The sequence below is a fragment of the Leifsonia williamsii genome, from assembly GCF_030433685.1.
In the GTDB taxonomy this organism is placed as follows: Bacteria; Actinomycetota; Actinomycetes; order Actinomycetales; family Microbacteriaceae; genus Leifsonia; species Leifsonia williamsii.
Genome location: NZ_JAROCF010000001.1, coordinates 3344250 through 3361160, shown reverse-complemented (window position 1 = coordinate 3361160; position 16911 = coordinate 3344250). Strand labels below are relative to the sequence as shown.

At 70.3% G+C, this 16911-nt stretch carries 16 protein-coding genes; 8 read left to right on the top strand and 8 right to left on the bottom strand.

Going from position 1 to position 16911, the window contains the following annotated elements; genetic code table 11:
• The first annotated feature begins 86 nt into the window (after positions 1-86).
• Positions 87-491 carry a DUF3054 domain-containing protein gene (locus P5G50_RS15885; RefSeq protein WP_301212040.1) on the top strand — a complete coding sequence of 135 codons (405 nt, stop codon included), beginning with the start codon at positions 87-89 and terminating at the stop codon, positions 489-491.
• Between the two features lie 250 nt (positions 492-741).
• Here the strand turns inward: P5G50_RS15885 and P5G50_RS15880 are convergent, their stop codons facing one another.
• From P5G50_RS15880 to P5G50_RS15855, 6 genes are all read right to left on the bottom strand, one after another.
• Complete coding sequence (locus P5G50_RS15880; RefSeq protein ID WP_301212041.1) at positions 742-939, bottom strand: hypothetical protein; 198 nt, start codon at positions 937-939, stop codon at positions 742-744.
• 21 nt (positions 940-960) lie between these two features.
• The gene (locus tag P5G50_RS15875) at positions 961-1548 is read right to left on the bottom strand and encodes a hypothetical protein (protein WP_301212043.1); all 588 of its coding nucleotides are present in this window, start codon (positions 1546-1548) and stop codon (positions 961-963) included.
• 256 nt (positions 1549-1804) lie between these two features.
• The gene (locus tag P5G50_RS15870; RefSeq protein WP_301212044.1) at positions 1805-3106 is read right to left on the bottom strand and encodes a DUF445 domain-containing protein; all 1302 of its coding nucleotides are present in this window, start codon (positions 3104-3106) and stop codon (positions 1805-1807) included.
• A complete protein-coding gene (locus P5G50_RS15865; RefSeq protein WP_301212045.1) occupies positions 3103-4215 on the bottom strand; it encodes an aminopeptidase P family protein in 1113 nt (370 codons plus the stop codon). Before P5G50_RS15865 ends, P5G50_RS15870 begins: the two co-directional genes overlap by 4 nt.
• Positions 4216-4276: 61 nt before the next feature.
• Positions 4277-5449 carry an acyl-CoA dehydrogenase family protein gene (locus tag P5G50_RS15860; protein WP_301212046.1) on the bottom strand — a complete coding sequence of 391 codons (1173 nt, stop codon included), beginning with the start codon at positions 5447-5449 and terminating at the stop codon, positions 4277-4279.
• A 63-nt stretch (positions 5450-5512) separates the two neighbouring features.
• Positions 5513-6268: an SDR family NAD(P)-dependent oxidoreductase gene (locus P5G50_RS15855; protein WP_301212047.1), complete on the bottom strand. Its 756-nt coding sequence runs from the start codon at positions 6266-6268 to the stop codon at positions 5513-5515.
• Between the two features lie 58 nt (positions 6269-6326).
• Between P5G50_RS15855 and P5G50_RS15850 the strand changes: the two genes are divergently transcribed.
• From P5G50_RS15850 to P5G50_RS15840, 3 genes are read left to right on the top strand one after another with little or no spacing between them, the layout of a single operon-like run.
• The gene (locus P5G50_RS15850; protein ID WP_301212048.1) at positions 6327-6902 is read left to right on the top strand and encodes a TetR/AcrR family transcriptional regulator; all 576 of its coding nucleotides are present in this window, start codon (positions 6327-6329) and stop codon (positions 6900-6902) included.
• Positions 6884-7711: an alpha/beta fold hydrolase gene (locus tag P5G50_RS15845; RefSeq protein ID WP_301212050.1), complete on the top strand. Its 828-nt coding sequence runs from the start codon at positions 6884-6886 to the stop codon at positions 7709-7711. The genes P5G50_RS15850 and P5G50_RS15845 overlap by 19 nt, the downstream gene beginning before the upstream one ends.
• A 58-nt stretch (positions 7712-7769) precedes the next feature.
• Positions 7770-8750: an aldo/keto reductase gene (locus P5G50_RS15840; RefSeq protein WP_301212051.1), complete on the top strand. Its 981-nt coding sequence runs from the start codon at positions 7770-7772 to the stop codon at positions 8748-8750.
• A gap of 59 nt (positions 8751-8809) precedes the next feature.
• Here P5G50_RS15840 and P5G50_RS15835 read toward each other — a convergent pair whose 3' ends face one another.
• Together P5G50_RS15835 and P5G50_RS15830 are read right to left on the bottom strand one after the other, a co-directional pair.
• Positions 8810-9574, bottom strand: a complete 765-nt coding sequence (locus tag P5G50_RS15835) for an endonuclease domain-containing protein (RefSeq protein WP_301212052.1) — start codon at positions 9572-9574, stop codon at positions 8810-8812.
• A gap of 257 nt (positions 9575-9831) precedes the next feature.
• The gene (locus P5G50_RS15830; protein ID WP_301212053.1) at positions 9832-11043 is read right to left on the bottom strand and encodes an MFS transporter; all 1212 of its coding nucleotides are present in this window, start codon (positions 11041-11043) and stop codon (positions 9832-9834) included.
• A gap of 197 nt (positions 11044-11240) precedes the next feature.
• On the opposite strand from P5G50_RS15830, the gene P5G50_RS15825 reads away from it, so the two are divergent.
• The 4 genes from P5G50_RS15825 to P5G50_RS15810 all read left to right on the top strand — a co-directional run bounded on the left by P5G50_RS15825 (position 11241) and on the right by P5G50_RS15810 (position 16864).
• Positions 11241-13721 (top strand): ribonucleoside-diphosphate reductase subunit alpha, encoded by a 2481-nt coding sequence (locus P5G50_RS15825; RefSeq protein WP_301212054.1) that lies wholly within the window; start codon positions 11241-11243, stop codon positions 13719-13721.
• Positions 13722-13829: 108 nt separating this feature from the next.
• On the top strand, positions 13830-14819 hold the full coding sequence (locus P5G50_RS15820) for a ribonucleotide-diphosphate reductase subunit beta (RefSeq protein ID WP_301212055.1): 990 nt from the start codon (positions 13830-13832) through the stop codon (positions 14817-14819).
• 109 nt (positions 14820-14928) lie between these two features.
• Positions 14929-15780: a sulfurtransferase gene (locus tag P5G50_RS15815; protein ID WP_435870906.1), complete on the top strand. Its 852-nt coding sequence runs from the start codon at positions 14929-14931 to the stop codon at positions 15778-15780.
• A gap of 67 nt (positions 15781-15847) precedes the next feature.
• Entirely contained in the window at positions 15848-16864 is a 1017-nt protein-coding gene (locus P5G50_RS15810) for a PLP-dependent cysteine synthase family protein (protein WP_301212056.1), read from the top strand.
• Positions 16865-16911: the final 47 nt, after the last annotated feature.

The following is a 16911-nucleotide window of genomic DNA, read 5'->3' as shown; positions in this document are numbered from 1 at the left end:
CTGCGACGGGTGAGGCCAGTCTAATGAGGAGGCGCTGCCCACCTCGCACCCAGGCAACGCACGGGGCGTCCCCGTAGCATCATCGGGTGAAATCCTGGAGGACTGCGGCGTTGGCGTTCGTGCTGGACGCGGCCTTCGTCCTCCTCTTCGTGCTGATCGGCCGCAGCAGCCACGGCGAGAGCGCCGGGTTCTCCGGACTGCTCACCACCCTCTGGCCGTTCCTCGTCGGCCTGGTGGTCGGCTGGCTCGTCACGTGGGCCTGGACGCGTCCGCTCGCGATCGTCTGGCCGGGCATCCCGATCTGGCTGATGACGGTCGCGCTCGGCATGCTGATCCGCACGGCCTGCGGCCAGGGCGTGCAGCCGAGCTTCATCGCGGTGGCCGCGGTCGTGCTCGGCGTCTTCCTGGTCGGTTGGCGACTGATCGCGCTCCCGTTCGCACGGCGCCGGAGGCTGCGGCGGGAGGCCGCATCGCTGACGGCGCTGCACTAGCAGCCGGCGCGCTGACGGGGCCGTGAGAACAGCGCCGCGCCGCCCGTGGCCACCGCGTAGTAGGCCGCCTGCTAGCGGAGGAAAACCGAGACATAGAACCGAGGGCTGCACAAATCTCTTGCGCCGTTCCCTCTACTCGGGTGCGCGATTCAGCAACGTTGTTTCGCGACTGGGCCGTGAGTAATTGACTCGCGACGGTGGTAAGTCGTTGAGACTCGGACCGCGAAGTGGCGGCCCGAATCTCAAGCACTCAGCTGCGACGCCTCGCCCGAGCGAAAAGGGTGTTACCCGTAAAGGCGATCGCCGCCACGAACAGCGGGACCACAATCGTTTCCCAGACGGGCCATCCGACACTCGTTCCGAAGAACGCGAGTACGACTCCAACGGTAATTGCGAGGAGCAAGCTCGCGCCGAGAATGCTGCCCGGCTTCGCGTCGTTAGCGCTCATTTTAGTCATTCTAGTTCCCCTTCAGCTGAGCACGCAGACCACAGATGTCGCGACGTAAGTCGCCGCCATTGCGGTGGCAAGTCCACCAGCGGTTACTACGTCAACACCAGGAATCCAAATCGTCACAAGCGCGGCTACGCCTCCAGCCCCGCCAACGACGAGCGCCGCAGCCGATCCTTGGTGGTTGCAGTCTGCGATCTTCTTCAACGCGACATTGGTGTTGCTCGTAGAAACAAGCGTTCCGTTCGCCATCACCTTGACGCTCTTGGTGGTGGATGACCACCCGGCGCCCTTCGCGCCGACTGAGAAGCGATACGCCTTACCTCCCGTTGCAGATCTGTAGGGGAAGTTGGCGTAGGAAATGTTGATCGACGTCGAGGTGGTCGTGAAGCCCGCGTACGGACCCGCGTATCCGTCACGGGACACGATGACCGTATACGACGTTGCTCCGGGGACAGCGCTCCACCCGACCGTTTCACTCTTGTTGTAAAGGCTCACGTGAACGTTCGATGGAGCTGCACCAGCCGCGTTAGCTGCCTGAGCTCCTACTCCTAGCACCGTGGCAAGCACGAGGGCGCCGACAACCCCGAGCCGTTTGATCATCCGCATCGTTCGATGCTCCGTTCTTCATTGAATGGAGTGGACGGAGTTTTGCGACCCGTCGCCGGCGCGATCCTTGTCCTCGACCCTGCACGTAACTCGCGCTGAGTCGAGTCAGTCGATCGGCCGTGGTCGGCGGCCGAGCTGATGACGCATTTGCGGGGCCGCGCAAGCCAGATTGAGTACCGTTGCCCGACCCGGAAGCATAAGTACGTTGGGGCCTCAGTACGTGCGGACGGACGCCCTTTACACACACCCTGGACCGTCAGAACAGCGCCGCCACCCCCGTCGCCACCGCGTAGATCGCGAGCCCGGCCAGCGCGCCGACGACCGTGCCGTTGATCCGGATGAACTGCAGGTCGCGGCCGACCTGCGTCTCGATCTTGTCCGTGGTCTCGGCCGGGTCCCAGCCCTGCACGGTCTCGGTGATGACGTGCGCGATGTCGCCGCGATAGCTCGTCACGAGGTGCAGCGCGGCGCCGGTCAGCCGGGCGTTGAGGGAGGCGCGCAGCTCCTCGTCGGCCAGCACGCGCCGGGCGGCGTCGCCGACGAACGCCTCGGCACGCCGCCGCAGCTCGCCCTCCTCGTCGTTCAGCGCCTCCACGGCCGCCGTGCGTGCGGCCGTCCACGCCGACGCCGCGAGGTCGCGGATGCGGGGGTCGTCGAACGCGCGCGCCTTCGCCGCCTCCAGCCGCTCGATGGTCGCCTCGTCGTGCTGCAGCCGGTCGGCGAGCTGGGCGAGGTACTCGTCGAGGGAGCGGCGGAGGCGGTGCTCGGGGTCGTCGCGCACGTCCCGGACGAAGCGGCGGGCCTCCGAGTGCAGCCGCTCGTCCACCAGCCGGTCGACGAACGACGGCATCCACGAGGGCAGGCGCCGGGACACGACCGACGCGAACGCCTCCGGGTTCGCCGCCAGCCACTCGTCGAGGCGGTCGAGGAGCAGGTCGACGGCCTCGAGGTGGCCGCCGGAGTCCAGCACGCGCTCACCGAGCCGGCCGAGCGGAGGTCCCCACAGCGGTGCGACGAGGTGCGTGCGCACCACGGCCTCCACCGCGTCCCGCATCCGCTCGTCGTCGAGCAGGGCGGCGAGGCCGGTGAGCCCCCGCGACGCCTCCGCGACGACGCGGCGGGCGCTCGCGGGCTCGGCCAGCCAGGAGGCGCCGGCGCCGGCCAGGTCCATCGAGCCGAGCTTGCGGGCGACCACCTCGTCGGAGAGGAAGTTCGTCTCCACGAACTCGCCGAGTGCTGCGCCGATCTCGTCCTTGCGGGTCGGGATGATCGCGGTGTGCGGGATGCGCAGCCCCAGCGGATGCCGGAACAGCGCCGTCACCGCGAACCAGTCGGCCAGGGCGCCGACCATCGCGCCCTCCGCCGCCGCACGCACGTAGCCGAGCCAGGGGTAGCGGTCCTCGAGCGCGAAGGAGACGGTGAAGACGACGGCGGCGAGGATGAGCAGCGCGGTCGCGAGGGTCTTCATACGCCGCAGGGCCAGGCGGCGTTCGGCGTCGCGGCGCTCGGCGTCGCGCAGGGCGGCGTCGCGTGCTCCCGCGGTGGCGGTCTCCGTCACGCGACCAGGTGCAGCTCGCGGCTGGAGTTGTTGAGCCGGTGGCCGCCGTCGTGGTCGGCGACGACGATGTCCTCGATGCGCACGCCGAACCTCCCCGGCAGGTAGACGCCCGGCTCGATGGAGAACGTCATGCCGGCCTCGATCGGCCGCTCCTCTCCCTCCACCAGGTACGGCGGCTCGTGCGTCGTGACGCCGATGCCGTGGCCGACGCGGTGGATGAAGTAGTCGCCGTAGCCCGCGTCGCGGATGACCGCGCGGGCCGTCCGGTCGATCTCCTGGCAGGGCACGCCGACGGCGACCGCCTCGAAGGCCGCCTGCTGCGCCCGCTTCACCGTCTCGTACACCTCGTGCTCCTCGTCCGTCGGCTCCCCGACGTGCACAGTACGCGTGGTGTCGGAGCCGTAGCCCTCCAGGAGGCCGCCGAAGTCGAGCACGACCATGTCGCCCTCCTCGATCACCCGGTCGGCGGCGTCGTGGTGCGGGTCGGCGGCGTTCGGGCCGCTCGCCACGATCGTGAAGTCGACCTGCGCGTGCCCGTGCTCGCGCAGCAGCCGGGCGAGGTCGGCGGCGACCTCGCGCTCGCGCCGGCCGGCGAACCGGACGCCGAGGATGTCCTCGAAGGTGGCGTCCGCTGCGGCTCCCGCGGCGGCCAGCCGATCGATCTCGTCGGGCGTCTTCACCGCGCGCAGCATCGGCAGCGCGTGCGAGATGGCCTCGAAGCGGGCTCCGGGGAGGCGCTGCTGCAGTCCCAGCAGGTGCATCGACCACAGCGCGTCCGAGAGGGCGTACCTCCCGTCGGGCTTCAGCAGGGCGGCGGCCGGCACGTACTCGTCCTCCCCGTCGCGCCAGTCGACCAGGCGGATCGCGGCGGAGGCGCGCGTGCCGGCCGCGCTCTCGCGCTCCAATGCGGGCACGAGCATCGCAGGGTCGCCGTCGGTGGGGACGACGAGCAGGGTGATCCGCTCGGTGGTCGCCACGGGCAGGTAGTCGGCGAAGTAGGAGAGGTCGGGCCCCGGCGCGATCACGAGGCCGTCGTACCCGGCGGCGCGGGCCTCGGCGGCGCCGCGCTCCAGCCGGTCGGCGAAGTGCCGTGCGGTGAGCTGCTGCATGCGTGCCTCCGTTCGTTCGCGGCCGTCGCGCGGGCGGTGCCGCTCGCCGGTGCGGGTCTGATCAGTCCGGGATCGGCCCCAGCCAGGCGTTCGCGACGGTGTTGTGCGCCGACTCGGCGTCGGACGGGTGGAACAGGCCGGCGAGCACGTCGCGGTACAGCCTGCCGAGCTCGCTGCCCGAGAAGAAGGTGGAGCCTCCGGAGACGCGCACGGCCTGGTCGACCACGCGGCGCGCGGTCTCGGTGGCGCGGATCTTGAGGCCGACGAGCTTCGGGAACCAGAACGCGCCGTGGTCGGCGAGCGCGTCGACGTCGCCCGCGACCGCGTCGAGCTGCGGGAGCAGGGCGTCCTGCTCGATCGCCGCCTCCGCCACCCGCCAGCGGATGTCGGGGTCGGCCGCGTACGAGCGGCCGTCGTTCTTGAGACTCGTACGGCGGTGCGCGGCGGCGACCGCCAGCTCCACCGCCCGGGCGCCGATGCCCGTGTAGACCGCGGCGAGCAGCGTCTCGAAGGCGGCGAAGATGGCGAACACCAGCGGGTCGGGGTTCGGGCCCGGGTCGAGGCGGCGGACGATCCGGTCGGCGGGGGAGACAGCGCCGTCGAGCACGGTCGTGTTGCTCTGCGTCGCCCGCATGCCGAGCGTGTCCCAGTCCTGCTTGATCTCGAAGCCGCCCGCGGCGCGGTCGATGAAGCCGTAGACGATCTTCGGCGCGTCGGCGCTCGTGGTGTCGAGGCCCATCGTGCCGAGCCGCGTCCAGGCGGGGGAGAGGGAGGTGAAGATCTTGCGGCCGTAAAAGGCGTACGAGCCGTCCTCCCGGGGCCGCGCCTCCGTGGTCGAGCCGAAGAGGACGAGGTCATTGCCGGCCTCGCTCAGACCGAACGCGAACACCTCGCCCTGACCGGCCTCCCGGAGCAGGAACTCCAGGGAGTCGTCGCCGCGGTCGCGGAGGATCTTCGCCACGCCGGTCCACACGAGGTGCATGTTGACCGCGAGCGCGGTGGCAGGGGCCGCGCCGGCGAGTCGGACCTGGAGGCGGGCGGTCTGCTGGAGGCCGAGGCCCAGTCCGCCGAGCTCCTCAGGCACCAGCGCCTTCAGATAGCCGGCGTCGGCCAGCTCGGCGAAGTCCTCGGTGAAGAAGCGGTTCTCGGCGTCGTACCCGGCCGCGCGGGAGCGGAACCGCTCCAGCCGGTCGTCGGGGAGCAGCCGGTCGGCGAGGTCGTCGTGCTCGGTCACGCCCCTCAGCCTAGGGGAGCGCGACCGGGCACGGCAGGGGTGGGAGTGCCCCCGTAAGAGGCCTTACTGCGCGGTGTAGCCGCCGTCGACCAGGTGGTAGCTGCCGGTGATGAAACTGGCGGCGTCAGAGGCGAGGAACGCGACCAGCGCGGCCACCTCCTCCGGCTCGCCCAGGCGGCCGAGCGCGTGCTTGCCCTCGAGGAAGGCGAGGGCGTCCTTGTCCATCGACGCCTCGACCAGCGGGGTGCGGATGAAGCCGGGGCCCACGGCCGTGACGCGCACCTTGCGGTCGGCGTACTCGAGGGCGGCGTTCTGGGTGAGGCCGAGCAGGGCGTGCTTGGCGGTCACGTAGGCCGCCGAGTTCGGGAACCCGACGCTGCCCAGGATGGACGCCATGTTGACGATGGAGCCGCCGCCGTTCTGGGCGATCGCGTCCAGCTGCGCCTGCATCCCGTAGAACACGGCGTTGAGGTTGACCTCGATGACCTTGCGCCAGCCGTCGAGCGGGTAGTCGCCGACCGGTGCGGCGGGGCCGCCGATGCCGGCGTTGTTGACCGCGATGCGCACGGGGGCCAGCTCGTTCGCGGCGGCGATGCTCGCTGCGGCGAACTCCGGGTCGGTCACGTCGCCGGCGAGTGCGCGGGCGGTGCCGCCCGCTGCCTCGATCTCGGCCACGACGGCCTGCGCGTTCTCCTCGTTCAGGTCGGTCACGAGGACCGCCGCTCCGCTCGCCGCGAGGGTGAGCGCGACGGCGCGCCCGATGCCCGAGCCGCCTCCGGTCACGATCGCGGACCGATCGGCGACGTCGTACTGAGCCATGGACTTCTCCTTCCAGTTATCCAACATCTGTCGGATATCTACATTGTACGATCGTTTCGTGGATGCGAGGCAGGAGAAGTCGACCGCACGCCTGAGGGCGGCGATCCTCGATCTCGCGACCGCCGGGCCGGTCACCGCCGTGACGGTCTCCCGGCTGGCCGCCGTCGCCGGGGTCCACCGCTCCACGGTGTACACCTACGCGGCCTCGCCGGTCGAGCTGCTCGAGGACGTGCTGCGCGACGAGCTCGACGCGCTCCGCGCCTCCTACCTCCTGGATGTCGCCCCCGCCGACGCCTCCGCCGCGATCGTCGGCGTCACCAGGGCCGTGCTGGAGCACGTGGACCACTACGACGCCATCTACCGCCGCGGGCTCGGCCCCGACAGCGGCTCCGCCAGCCTCCACGCGATGCTCAGCGAGCACTTCCAGGGCTCGATCGAGCTGCTCCTCGACCAGCACAGCGTCTCGGTGCCGGTCGCCGACGAGCACGAGCGCCACGCGGTCTCGCGCTACATCGCCGACGGCACGATCGGCGCCATCGACGTGTGGCTCGGCCGCCCGCGGCCGCGCGACGTGGAGGCGTTCCTCGCCCTGGTGGGCCGTGCGGCCCCGAGCTGGTGGCCGGCGACCGTATGATCGCGCGGCTGCGGGAGAGGTGGCGGAGGCTGTGGAGCCGGCTGCGGCGCCGGCCGCCGCTCCTCCACATCGCCGGCGACGAGGGCGTCGGGCCGGTCGTCGTGCTGGTGCACGGCATCGCCTCCTCCTCCCTGACCTTCAAGAACGTCGTCCCGCTGCTCGAGGGCGACCACCGGGTGATCTCCGTCGACATCCTCGGCTTCGGCCGGTCGCCGGCGCCCGCCGACGCGACCTACACGATCGAGGAGCACGTCGCCTCCCTCGCCCGCACGCTGCGCTCGCTGCGGCTGCGCGAGCCGTTCGTGCTCGTCGGCCACTCGCTCGGCAGCCTCATCGTCGCGCGCTACGCGGCCGACAACCCGGGAGCCCTCAGCCGGCTGGTGCTGGTGAGCCCGCCCGTGTACGAGACGCCGACCGACATCGGCGACCGGAGGGTGCGCTCGCGGGTCAGCGCCTACCTGCGCGCCTACGAGTACCTGCGCACCAACAAGGACTTCACGCTGGCCAACGCGGCGGTCGTCGCCCGCCTGATGCCGATCAAGGGCGTGTTCGACCTCACCGAGCGCAACTGGCGCCCCTTCGTGCTCTCGCTCGAGAACAGCATCGAGCACCAGACCGTCGTCAGCGACCTCGCGCGCGTGCGCGTGCCCGTGCAGGTCGTGTACGGCGCGCTCGACGCCTTCATCGCGCCGGGCAGCCTCGCCGTCATCGAGGCGATGCGCCACGTGACGATGCACCGCGTGGAGGCCGCCGACCACATCATCCGCAAGCGCACGGCCCGCGTGGTCGCGGCCGCCTGCCGCACCTGACGGGGCCGGGCGGCGAGCGGCCGCCGCACCTGACGCGGGCGCGGCCTACGCTGGGGGCATGGAACAGCGCATCCTCGGAGGGACCGGGCGCAGCGTCTCGGTCGTCGGTCTCGGCACCTGGCAGCTCGGCGCGGACTGGGGCGACGTCTCGGAGGACGCCGCGCTCGACGTGCTCCAGGCCGCCGTCGAGTCGGGCGTCACCCTCTTCGACACCGCCGACGTGTACGGGGACGGCCGCAGCGAGCAGCTGATCGGCCGGTACGTCACCGAGCACCCGGAGGTCCCGCTCACCGTCGCCACGAAGATGGGGCGGCGCGAGGAGCAGGACCCCGCCAACTTCACGCTCGCGAAGTTCCGCGAGTGGACCGACCGCTCGCGCCGCAACCTCGGCGTCGACACCCTGAACCTCGTGCAGCTGCACTGCCCGCCGACACCCGTCTTCAGCACGGAAGCGGTCTACGACGCCCTCGACACGCTCGTCGCCGACGGCGCGATCGCCAACTACGGCGTGAGCGTCGAGACGACGGCCGAGGCGCTCGCGGCGATCGCGCACCCCGGCACGGCGACCGTGCAGATCATCCTGAACGCTTTCCGGCTCAAGCCCCTCGACGAGGTGCTGCCGGCGGCGCGGGAGGCCGGGGTCGGCATCATCGCGCGCGTCCCGCTGGCGTCGGGGCTGCTGAGCGGCCGCTACACCGAGCAGACCGAGTTCGCGGCCGACGACCACCGCAGCTTCAACCGCCACGGCGAGGCGTTCGACGTCGGCGAGACCTTCTCGGGCGTCGACTACGAGCAGGGCGTGCGGGCCGCGCGCGAGTTCGCGGCGCTGGTACCGGAGGGCGTCACCCCGGCCCAGGCGGCGCTCGCCTGGGTCATCGCCCAGGACGGCGTCACCACCGTCATCCCGGGAGCCCGCAACCCCGAGCAGGCACGGGCGAACGCGGCCGCCGCCGCGGTCACCCTCCCGGTGGACTTCGACGCGGCCGTCCACGACATCTACGACCGCTACTTCCGCGCGGCGGTGCACCCGCGCTGGTAGTCGCTGTCCCGCTGAGTCGTGACATGATGTCACGACTCGGCGGCGAAACCCGCATCTACTCACGACTCGCGAGTGCGTAGGAGGTGGCGGATGCGTGGGATGAGTTCCTCGGGTGCTCGGAGGTCCGCGGAAGTGACGCGAACCACGCGCCATCCCAGATCCTCGACGCGTTCGCGGCGAGCGATGTCGCGGTGCCAGATCGCCCGATCGGTGCGATGGATGTCGCCCTCGTACTCGAGCGCCAGCCGCGCCGCCGGGTAGGCCAGATCGACGCGCGCCACGAAGACCCCTCGGTCGTCGCGCAGCTCCAGGTTCGCCACGGGCTCGGGAAGGCCGGAGCCGGCCAGCAGCAGACGAAGCCGCGTCTCGCCCGCCGATTCCGACCCCTCGCGGACGAGGCCGATGGCCTGGCGTGCTCGCGCGATCCCACGGCGACCCGAGGACCCGCCGACGTGCGCGGCAAGCCGTACGACGTCGGTGAGCGGATCACGCCGAGAGACGAAGAAGTCGCCGACCGCGACGAGCGCGGCCTGCCCGAGGATCGGCGCGAGGTCGAGCCAGGTCTGCTCCGGTGTCGTCACCGGTAGCCCGCTCACCTCGGCTGCCCGCCAGGCTGCGAGCACATGCGACCGGACCCCTGCGATCTGCGGCGCGCGACCGCCTGCAGGCACTGTGACATGGATGTCGCTCTCGTTCTCGAACTGCATCGGCAGAGGCGCACCGTAGAGCGCCGCCGCCGTGACATGGCTGAACACCATCCGGTCGGGCCGATGGAGGAGGAGTGCCTCGCAACGGCGCCGGAGGCTCAGTTCATCGGCGACCATCCGTACTCCGCGGACCGGCGTGGTCAGGTCGTGCGCGCGGAGCCGGCTGCCGGACACGCCTCGCTTCAGCGCGTCGTCGACGCGGAACGGGTGCTGGCGGAGAGCGTGAGGGAGGTCGCGAGCGTGTGGTGCCATCCGGTCACCGTGGCAGTGCAAGCGTTCGCACCGCTCACGTTATCCACACCCTTCCACCCGAGTCGTGAGTAGATGCGGGTTGCGGTGCCGAGAAGTGACATCAAGTCACGACTCGGCGGGCCTCAGGACGGGACGACCGGGACCGGCTCCGTGTCCGGGATGGGCGACGCGTCGCGGCCGCGCAGGTCCGGGTGCACGCGGTGGGCGAGCGCGGCGACCACGAAGCCGACGAAGGCGAACGCGGCCGCGATCCAGAACGCTCCGGCGGGGCCCGTGCCGTCGATGAGGAAGCCCGCGAGCGCCGAGCCGAGTGCCGCGCCGATCAGCTGGCCGGTGCCGACCCAGCCGTACGCCTCCGCCGTGTCCGAGAACTTCACGCTCGCCGACACGATCGCGAACAGCACCGCGAGGGCGGGAGCGATGCCGACGCCGGCAATGAGCAGCGTCAGGGACAGACCCCACCACGACCACAGGAAGAACGTCGAGATCACGACGCCGACGGTCACGATCAGCATGCGCCGCGCGGTCGCCCAGGGGCCGATCGGAACGTGCCCGATCGCGAGGCCGCCGACCAGGGAGCCGATCGACCAGATCGCGAGCACGATGCCGGAGAACGGGGAGCCCTCGCCGAAGTTCGCGACGACCCCGGCCTCCACCGCCGCGCAGGATCCGATCAGCAGGAAGCCGACGACCGTCGCCAGCAGCACCGGCGGGCGGGCGAGCACGACGCCGAACCGGCGCTTGGAGCGGGGGATGCGCACCCGGCCCACCTCGGGCGAGGCGATGAACCACGCGCCGCCCGCGAGCATGATGGCGACCGCCATCAGGATGCCCTCGACCGTGCCGACCTGGGTCGCCACGAAGGTGATCACGACCGGCCCGGCGATCCAGATGATCTCCTGCGCGGAGGCGTCGAGCGAGAACAGCGGGGTCAGCTGCCGCGAGTTGACCATCTTGGGGTAGATGGTGCGCACGGCCGGCTGGATGGGCGGCATGCTCAGCCCGGCGAAGAACGCGACCGCCATGGTGACGGGGACGGGCATGACGAACACGCCGATGGCCGCGACGGCCGCCGAGCACGCGACGAGCGTCGTCCACAGGACGACCCGCATCCCCAGCACGCCCATCAGCCGGCTGGTCATCGGTCCGGCGATCGCCTGGCCGATGCTCATGGCGGCGAGCACCAGACCGGCGGCCCCGTAGCTGTGGTGGATGCGCTCGATGTGGAGCAGGAAGGCCAGCGAGAGCATCCCGAACGGGAACCTCGCCGTCAGCTGGGCGGCGATGATGCGCGCGACGCCCGACGTCTTGAGGAGGCTCGAATACGTGCTCACGACATGCCACTCTATCGGGCGCCACCGGCGCGCCGAGGGCTCCCGCGGCACCCGAAATGGGTGTGGAAATGTGTATAACTTTCTCCACACCTGTGGATGACACGCCCACTAGATGTGGGGGCGTGGAAATGTCGGAGGCCCGCTATATAGTGGTCCCTGCCGCCGGACGCGGCACCGGTCCTAGAGGGAGAGACAACGTGGCAATCACTGTCGTCAAGCGCAACGGAGAGCGTGAGCCGTACGACGCCAACAAGATCAACCTGGCCATCGAGCACGCGGCCAGGGGGCTCGACGAGAACATCACCTGGGTGACCCAGATCGCGAGCGAGCTGGAGCTGACGCTGTTCGACGGCATCACCACCCAGCAGCTCGACGAGGCCGTCATCCAGGTCGCCCTCCAGAACGTCAAGGACGACCCGGCGTTCGACACCGTCGCCGCGCGCCTGCTCCTCAAGACCATCTACAAGCGCGTGCTCGGCGACTACGCCGGCGAGGACGAGCTGCTCGGCCTCCACAAGGACCGCTTCCGCGCCTACATCGAGCGCGGCGTCGCCGAGACCCTCCTCGACGGCCGCTTCACCGTCGCCTTCGACCTCGACCGGCTCGCCGCGGCCCTCGACCCGTCGCGCGACGAGCTGCTCAAGTACATCGGCGTCGTCACCCTCAACAACCGCTACGGCATCAAGGCCCGCAACGGCGACTCGCTCGAGGTGCCCCAGTACTTCTGGATGCGCATCGCGATGGGCCTCTCGCTCAACGAGGCCGACCCGACCAGCCACGCGCTGGCCTTCTACGAGAAGATGTCGAAGCTCGAGTACCTGGCCGCCGGCTCCACGCTGGTCAACGCGGGCACCGCCTACCCGCAGCTCTCCAACTGCTTCGTCATGGAGATGCAGGACGACATCGAGCACATCGCCAAGAGCGTCCGCGACGTGATGTGGCTGACCAAGGGCACCGGCGGCATCGGCCTCTCCGTGACCAAACTGCGCGCCCAGGGCTCGCCCATCCGCTCGAACAACACCACCTCCACCGGCCCGATCCCGTTCATGCACACGATCGACTCGGTGCTGCGCGCGGTCAGCCGCGGCGGCAAGAAGTTCGGCGCCCTCTGCTTCTACATGGAGAACTGGCACATGGACTTCCCGGAGTTCCTGGACCTCCGCCAGAACTCGGGCGACCCGTACCGCCGCACCCGCACCGCGAACACCGCCGTGTGGATCAGCGACGAGTTCATGAAGCGCGTCCAGAACGACGAGGACTGGTACCTCTTCGACCCGCTGGAGGTCGCCGACCTCAACGAGCTCTACGGCAAGGCGTTCTCGGAGCGCTACGCGGAGTACGTGGCCCAGGCCGAGGCCGGCGAGCTGCGCATGTTCAAGAAGATCAGCGCCCGGGCCCAGTTCAAGGACATCCTGATGAGCCTCCAGACCACCAGCCACCCGTGGCTGACCTGGAAGGACACCATCAACAACCGCGCCCTGAACAACAACACCGGCACGATCCACCTGTCGAACCTCTGCACCGAGATCACGCTGCCGCAGGACCGCGACAACGTGTCGGTGTGCAACCTGGCCTCGATCAACCTGTCGCGTCACCTCGGCATCGACGGCCAGATGGACTGGGAGCGTCTGGAGGCGAGCGCCCGCCAGGCGGTGCGCCAGCTCGACAACCTCATCGACATCACCGTGTCGAGCGTGCCGGAGGCCGACTTCTCCAACCAGCAGAACCGCGCCATCGGCCTCGGCGTGATGGGCTTCACCGACCTGGTCGAGCGCCTCGGCCTCTCCTACGAGAGCGAGGAGGCGTACGCCCTGATCGACGAGATCATGGAGCACGTCTCGTACGCGGCCATCGACGAGAGCGCGGACCTCGCGCAGGAGCGCGGCGCCTACCCGAACTTCGAGGGATCGCGCTGGTCGCAGGGCCTGGTGCCCTACGACTCGATCGCCCTCACCGAGGCCGACCGCGGCACGCCGATCACGGTCGACCGCACGATCCGCCTCGACTGGGACCGCCTGCGCGAGAAGGTCAAGGGCGGCATGCGCAACGCGACGCTCATGGCGATCGCGCCGACGGCCTCCATCGGCCTCGTCGCCGGCACCACCCCCGGCTTCGACCCGCAGTTCTCGCAGATCTTCAGCCGGTCGACCTCCTCGGGCAAGTTCCTCGAGGTCAACCGCAACCTGGTCGCGGCGCTGCAGGAGCGCGGGCTGTGGGAGGAGACCCGCGAGGCGATCCTGCGCTCGCAGGGCGACATCCAGGGCATCGCCGCCATCCCGGACGAGATCAAGGCCGCCTTCAAGACGAGCTTCCAGCTCTCGCCCTACGCCTTCATCGAGGTCGCGGCGCGTGCGCAGAAGTGGATCGACCAGGCGATCAGCCGCAACATGTACCTCGAGACCCGCGACCTCGGCGACATGATGGACATCTACTCCGCGGCCTGGGAGAAGGGCGTCAAGACGACGTACTACCTCCACATGAAGCCGCGCCACCAGGCCGAGCAGTCGACGGTCAAGGTCAACAAGTCCGAGGAGATCGCCGGAGGCCGCAAGGGCTTCGCGACCGCGGGCGCCGCCGCTGCTCCGGCAGCCGCCCCGGCCGCCGCACCGGCCCCCGCCGCTCCCGCACGCCGTGGCTTCGGCTTCGGCGGACTCACGCAGGCCGGAGGTGACAACTGATGAACAGCACCAAGATCGAGGACTACTACGTGCCGGTCGACCCGATGGACGACCTCCAGTGCGAGTCCTGCCAGTAACCAGAGCCGAATAGAGGAGAAGAGAAACACGATGGGCATCCTGGGAACGGGGATCGAAGAGGGCCTGCTGCTCAAGCCGGTCAAGTACCAGTGGGCGATGGATCTGTACGACCAGGCCGTCGCGAACACCTGGTTCCCGAACGAGATCCAGCTCGGTGAGGACATCGCCGACTTCAAGAAGATGACCGACGAGGAGCGTCACGCGGTCACCTTCCTGATGAGCTACTTCAACCCGAACGAGCTGCTGGTCAACAAGGCCCTCGCCTTCGGCGTGTACCCCTACATCAACGCGGCCGAGGCGCACCTCTACCTCGCCAAGCAGATGTGGGAGGAGGCGAACCACTGCATGTCGTTCGAGTACGTCCTCGAGACGTTCCCGATCGACCGCGAGCAGGCGTACAACTCCCACGTCGACGTGCCGTCGATGGCGAAGAAGGAGGAGTTCGAGGTCAGCTTCATCAAGCGGATGACCGAGCAGACCCTCGACATCACCACGACCGAGGGCAAGCAGGACTTCATCCGCAACCTCGTCGCGTACAACGTGATCCTCGAGGGCATCTGGTTCTACTCGGGCTTCATGGTGGCGCTGTCGTTCCGTCAGCGGAACCTGCTGCGCAACTTCGGCTCGCTGATCGACTGGGTGGTGCGCGACGAGTCGCTGCACCTCAAGTTCGGCATCAACCTCATCCTCACGGTCCTGGAGGAGAACCCCGAGCTGCAGACGCCGGAGTTCGCCGCCGAGATCAAGCAGATGATCCTCGACGCCGTCGAGATGGAGGAGCAGTACAACCGCGACCTCCTGCCGGGCGGCATCCTGGGCCTGAACGCGAACTACATCAACCAGTACGTCCGCTACCTCGCCGACCGCCGTCTGGAGGAGCTGGGCTTCGAGGCCGAGTACAAGGTCTCGAACCCCGCCAAGTGGATGGCGACGGCCAACGACACGCTCGAGCTGGTGAACTTCTTCGAGTCCACCAACACCTCGTACGAGTCGAACGCGAAGGCGTCCACCGGCCGCTGACCGCGGAACCGCGAACCGCAGAAGGGCCCCGACACGCCGCCTCCCCGCGAGGCGCACGGCGTGTCGGGGCCCTTCCGGTTCAGCGGGGATGACGCGGCAGAATGGGCGGGTGACCGCTCCGCAGACCTCCCCGTTGATCGCCGCGGCCGAGCTGGCCGCCGCTCTCGCCTTGCCGCACCCGCCGCGGGTGCTCGACGTCCGCTGGAAGCTCGGCGGCCATCCCGGCCGGCCGGAGTTCGAGCGCGGGCACGTGCCGACCGCCGTCTACGTGGACCTCGATACTGAGCTCGCCGGTCACGGTGAGCCGACGGACGGGCGCCACCCGCTGCCCGGGGAGGCCGACCTGCAGGCCGCCGCTCGCGACTGGGGGATGCGCGACGGTGACGCCGTCGTCGTCTACGACGACTTCTCCGGTACCTCGGCCGCGCGCGCCTGGTGGCTCCTCCGGCACGCGGGCGTCGACGACGTGCGGGTGCTCGACGGCGGTCTCGCGGCCTGGGTCGCGGCGGGAGGCGCCCTGGAGGCGGGGCCGGTGCAGACCGCACGCGGCGACATCCACCTCCAGTACGGCGCGCTGCCCACGCTGGACGCCGACGGCGCTGCCGACACCGCCGAGCACGGCGTGCTGCTCGACGCGCGGGCGGGGGAGCGGTTCCGTGGGGAGGTCGAGCCCGTCGATCCGCGCGCCGGGCACATCCCGGGCGCGGTCAGCGCGCCGACGACGGAGAACCTCGGCGGCGACGGGAGGATGCTGCCGCCCGTCGAGCTGGCCGACCGGTTCGCAGCGCTCGGCGTCCGGCCCGGCGTCGTGGTGGGCGTCTACTGCGGGTCCGGCGTGACGGCGGCGCACGAGGCGCTCGCGATGGTGTCGGCCGGGTTGCCGATGCCCGCGCTGTATCCCGGCTCCTTCTCGGCCTGGTCGAACGACCCGGCCCGGCCGGTGGAGCTCGGCGCCGCGTGATCCCGAAACCCTGTAATACGTCGCAACAGCCGACCGGACGCCCAGGTGGGTTGTCTATCGTTCCTGCATGACCACGATCGACGCGCTTCCGCACCAGACCCCCGGCGTCCTGCCGGAGGTCGAGGTGTGCGACTCGGTCGCGGCGCTGATCAGCAACACCCCGCTGGTCGAGCTGCATTCGCTGACCCGCGGTCTGGACGCCCGCGTCCTCGTCAAGCTGGAGGGGCGCAACCCCGGCGGCTCGTCGAAGGACCGCATCGCGCTCAACATGATCCGCACCGCGGAGGCGGCCGGTGCGCTGGCGCCCGGTGCGACCATCGTGGAGGCGACCAGCGGCAACACGGGCATCGGCCTGGCGCTGATCGGCCGGCTGACCGGGCATCCCGTCGTCATCGTGCACAGCTCCGACATCTCGGCCGAGAAGCGGGCCGTGCTCGCGGCCTACGGCGCCCGCCTGGTGGAGGCGGACTGGGAGGCGGCCCCCGACGACCCGGCGAATCCGCGCGCGGTCGCCGACCGCATCGCCGCCGAGACGCCGGGCGCGTGGCGTCCGGCGCAGTTCGCCAACGCGGCGAACCCCGATGCCCACTACCGCGGCACGGGCCCGGAGATCTGGCGGCAGACCGGCGGCCGCGTCACCCACTTCGTGGCGTCCATCGGCACCGGCGGCACCGTGAGCGGCACCGGCCGCTTCCTCAAGGAGGCGACGGGAGGCGCCGTGCGCGTCTTCGGCGCCAACCCCACGGGATCCACCTACGGCGGCGGACCGGCCGGGCGCATCCTGGTCGACGGCGTCGGCACCGCATGGCCGCGGGACTACTGGCCCGACACCTTCGACCACGCGATCGTCGACGCGGTGCACACGATCGACGACGCCGAGGTCTACCGCACCGTGCGGCGCCTGGCGAGCGAGGAGGCGCTGCTGCTCGGCCCCTCGTCGGGGCTCGCGGTCGCGACGGCGCTGCGGGTCGCGCAGGACGCGCCTCCCGGCTCCCTCATCGTCGCCGTGGCCCCGGACGGTGGTATCAACTATCTGACGAAGGCGTTCGCCCCCGAGTGGCTGGCGGCCGCGGGCCTCGACTGAGCCGCCCGCCGACGCGCAGGCCGCACCGACACGAGCCGCACCGACAC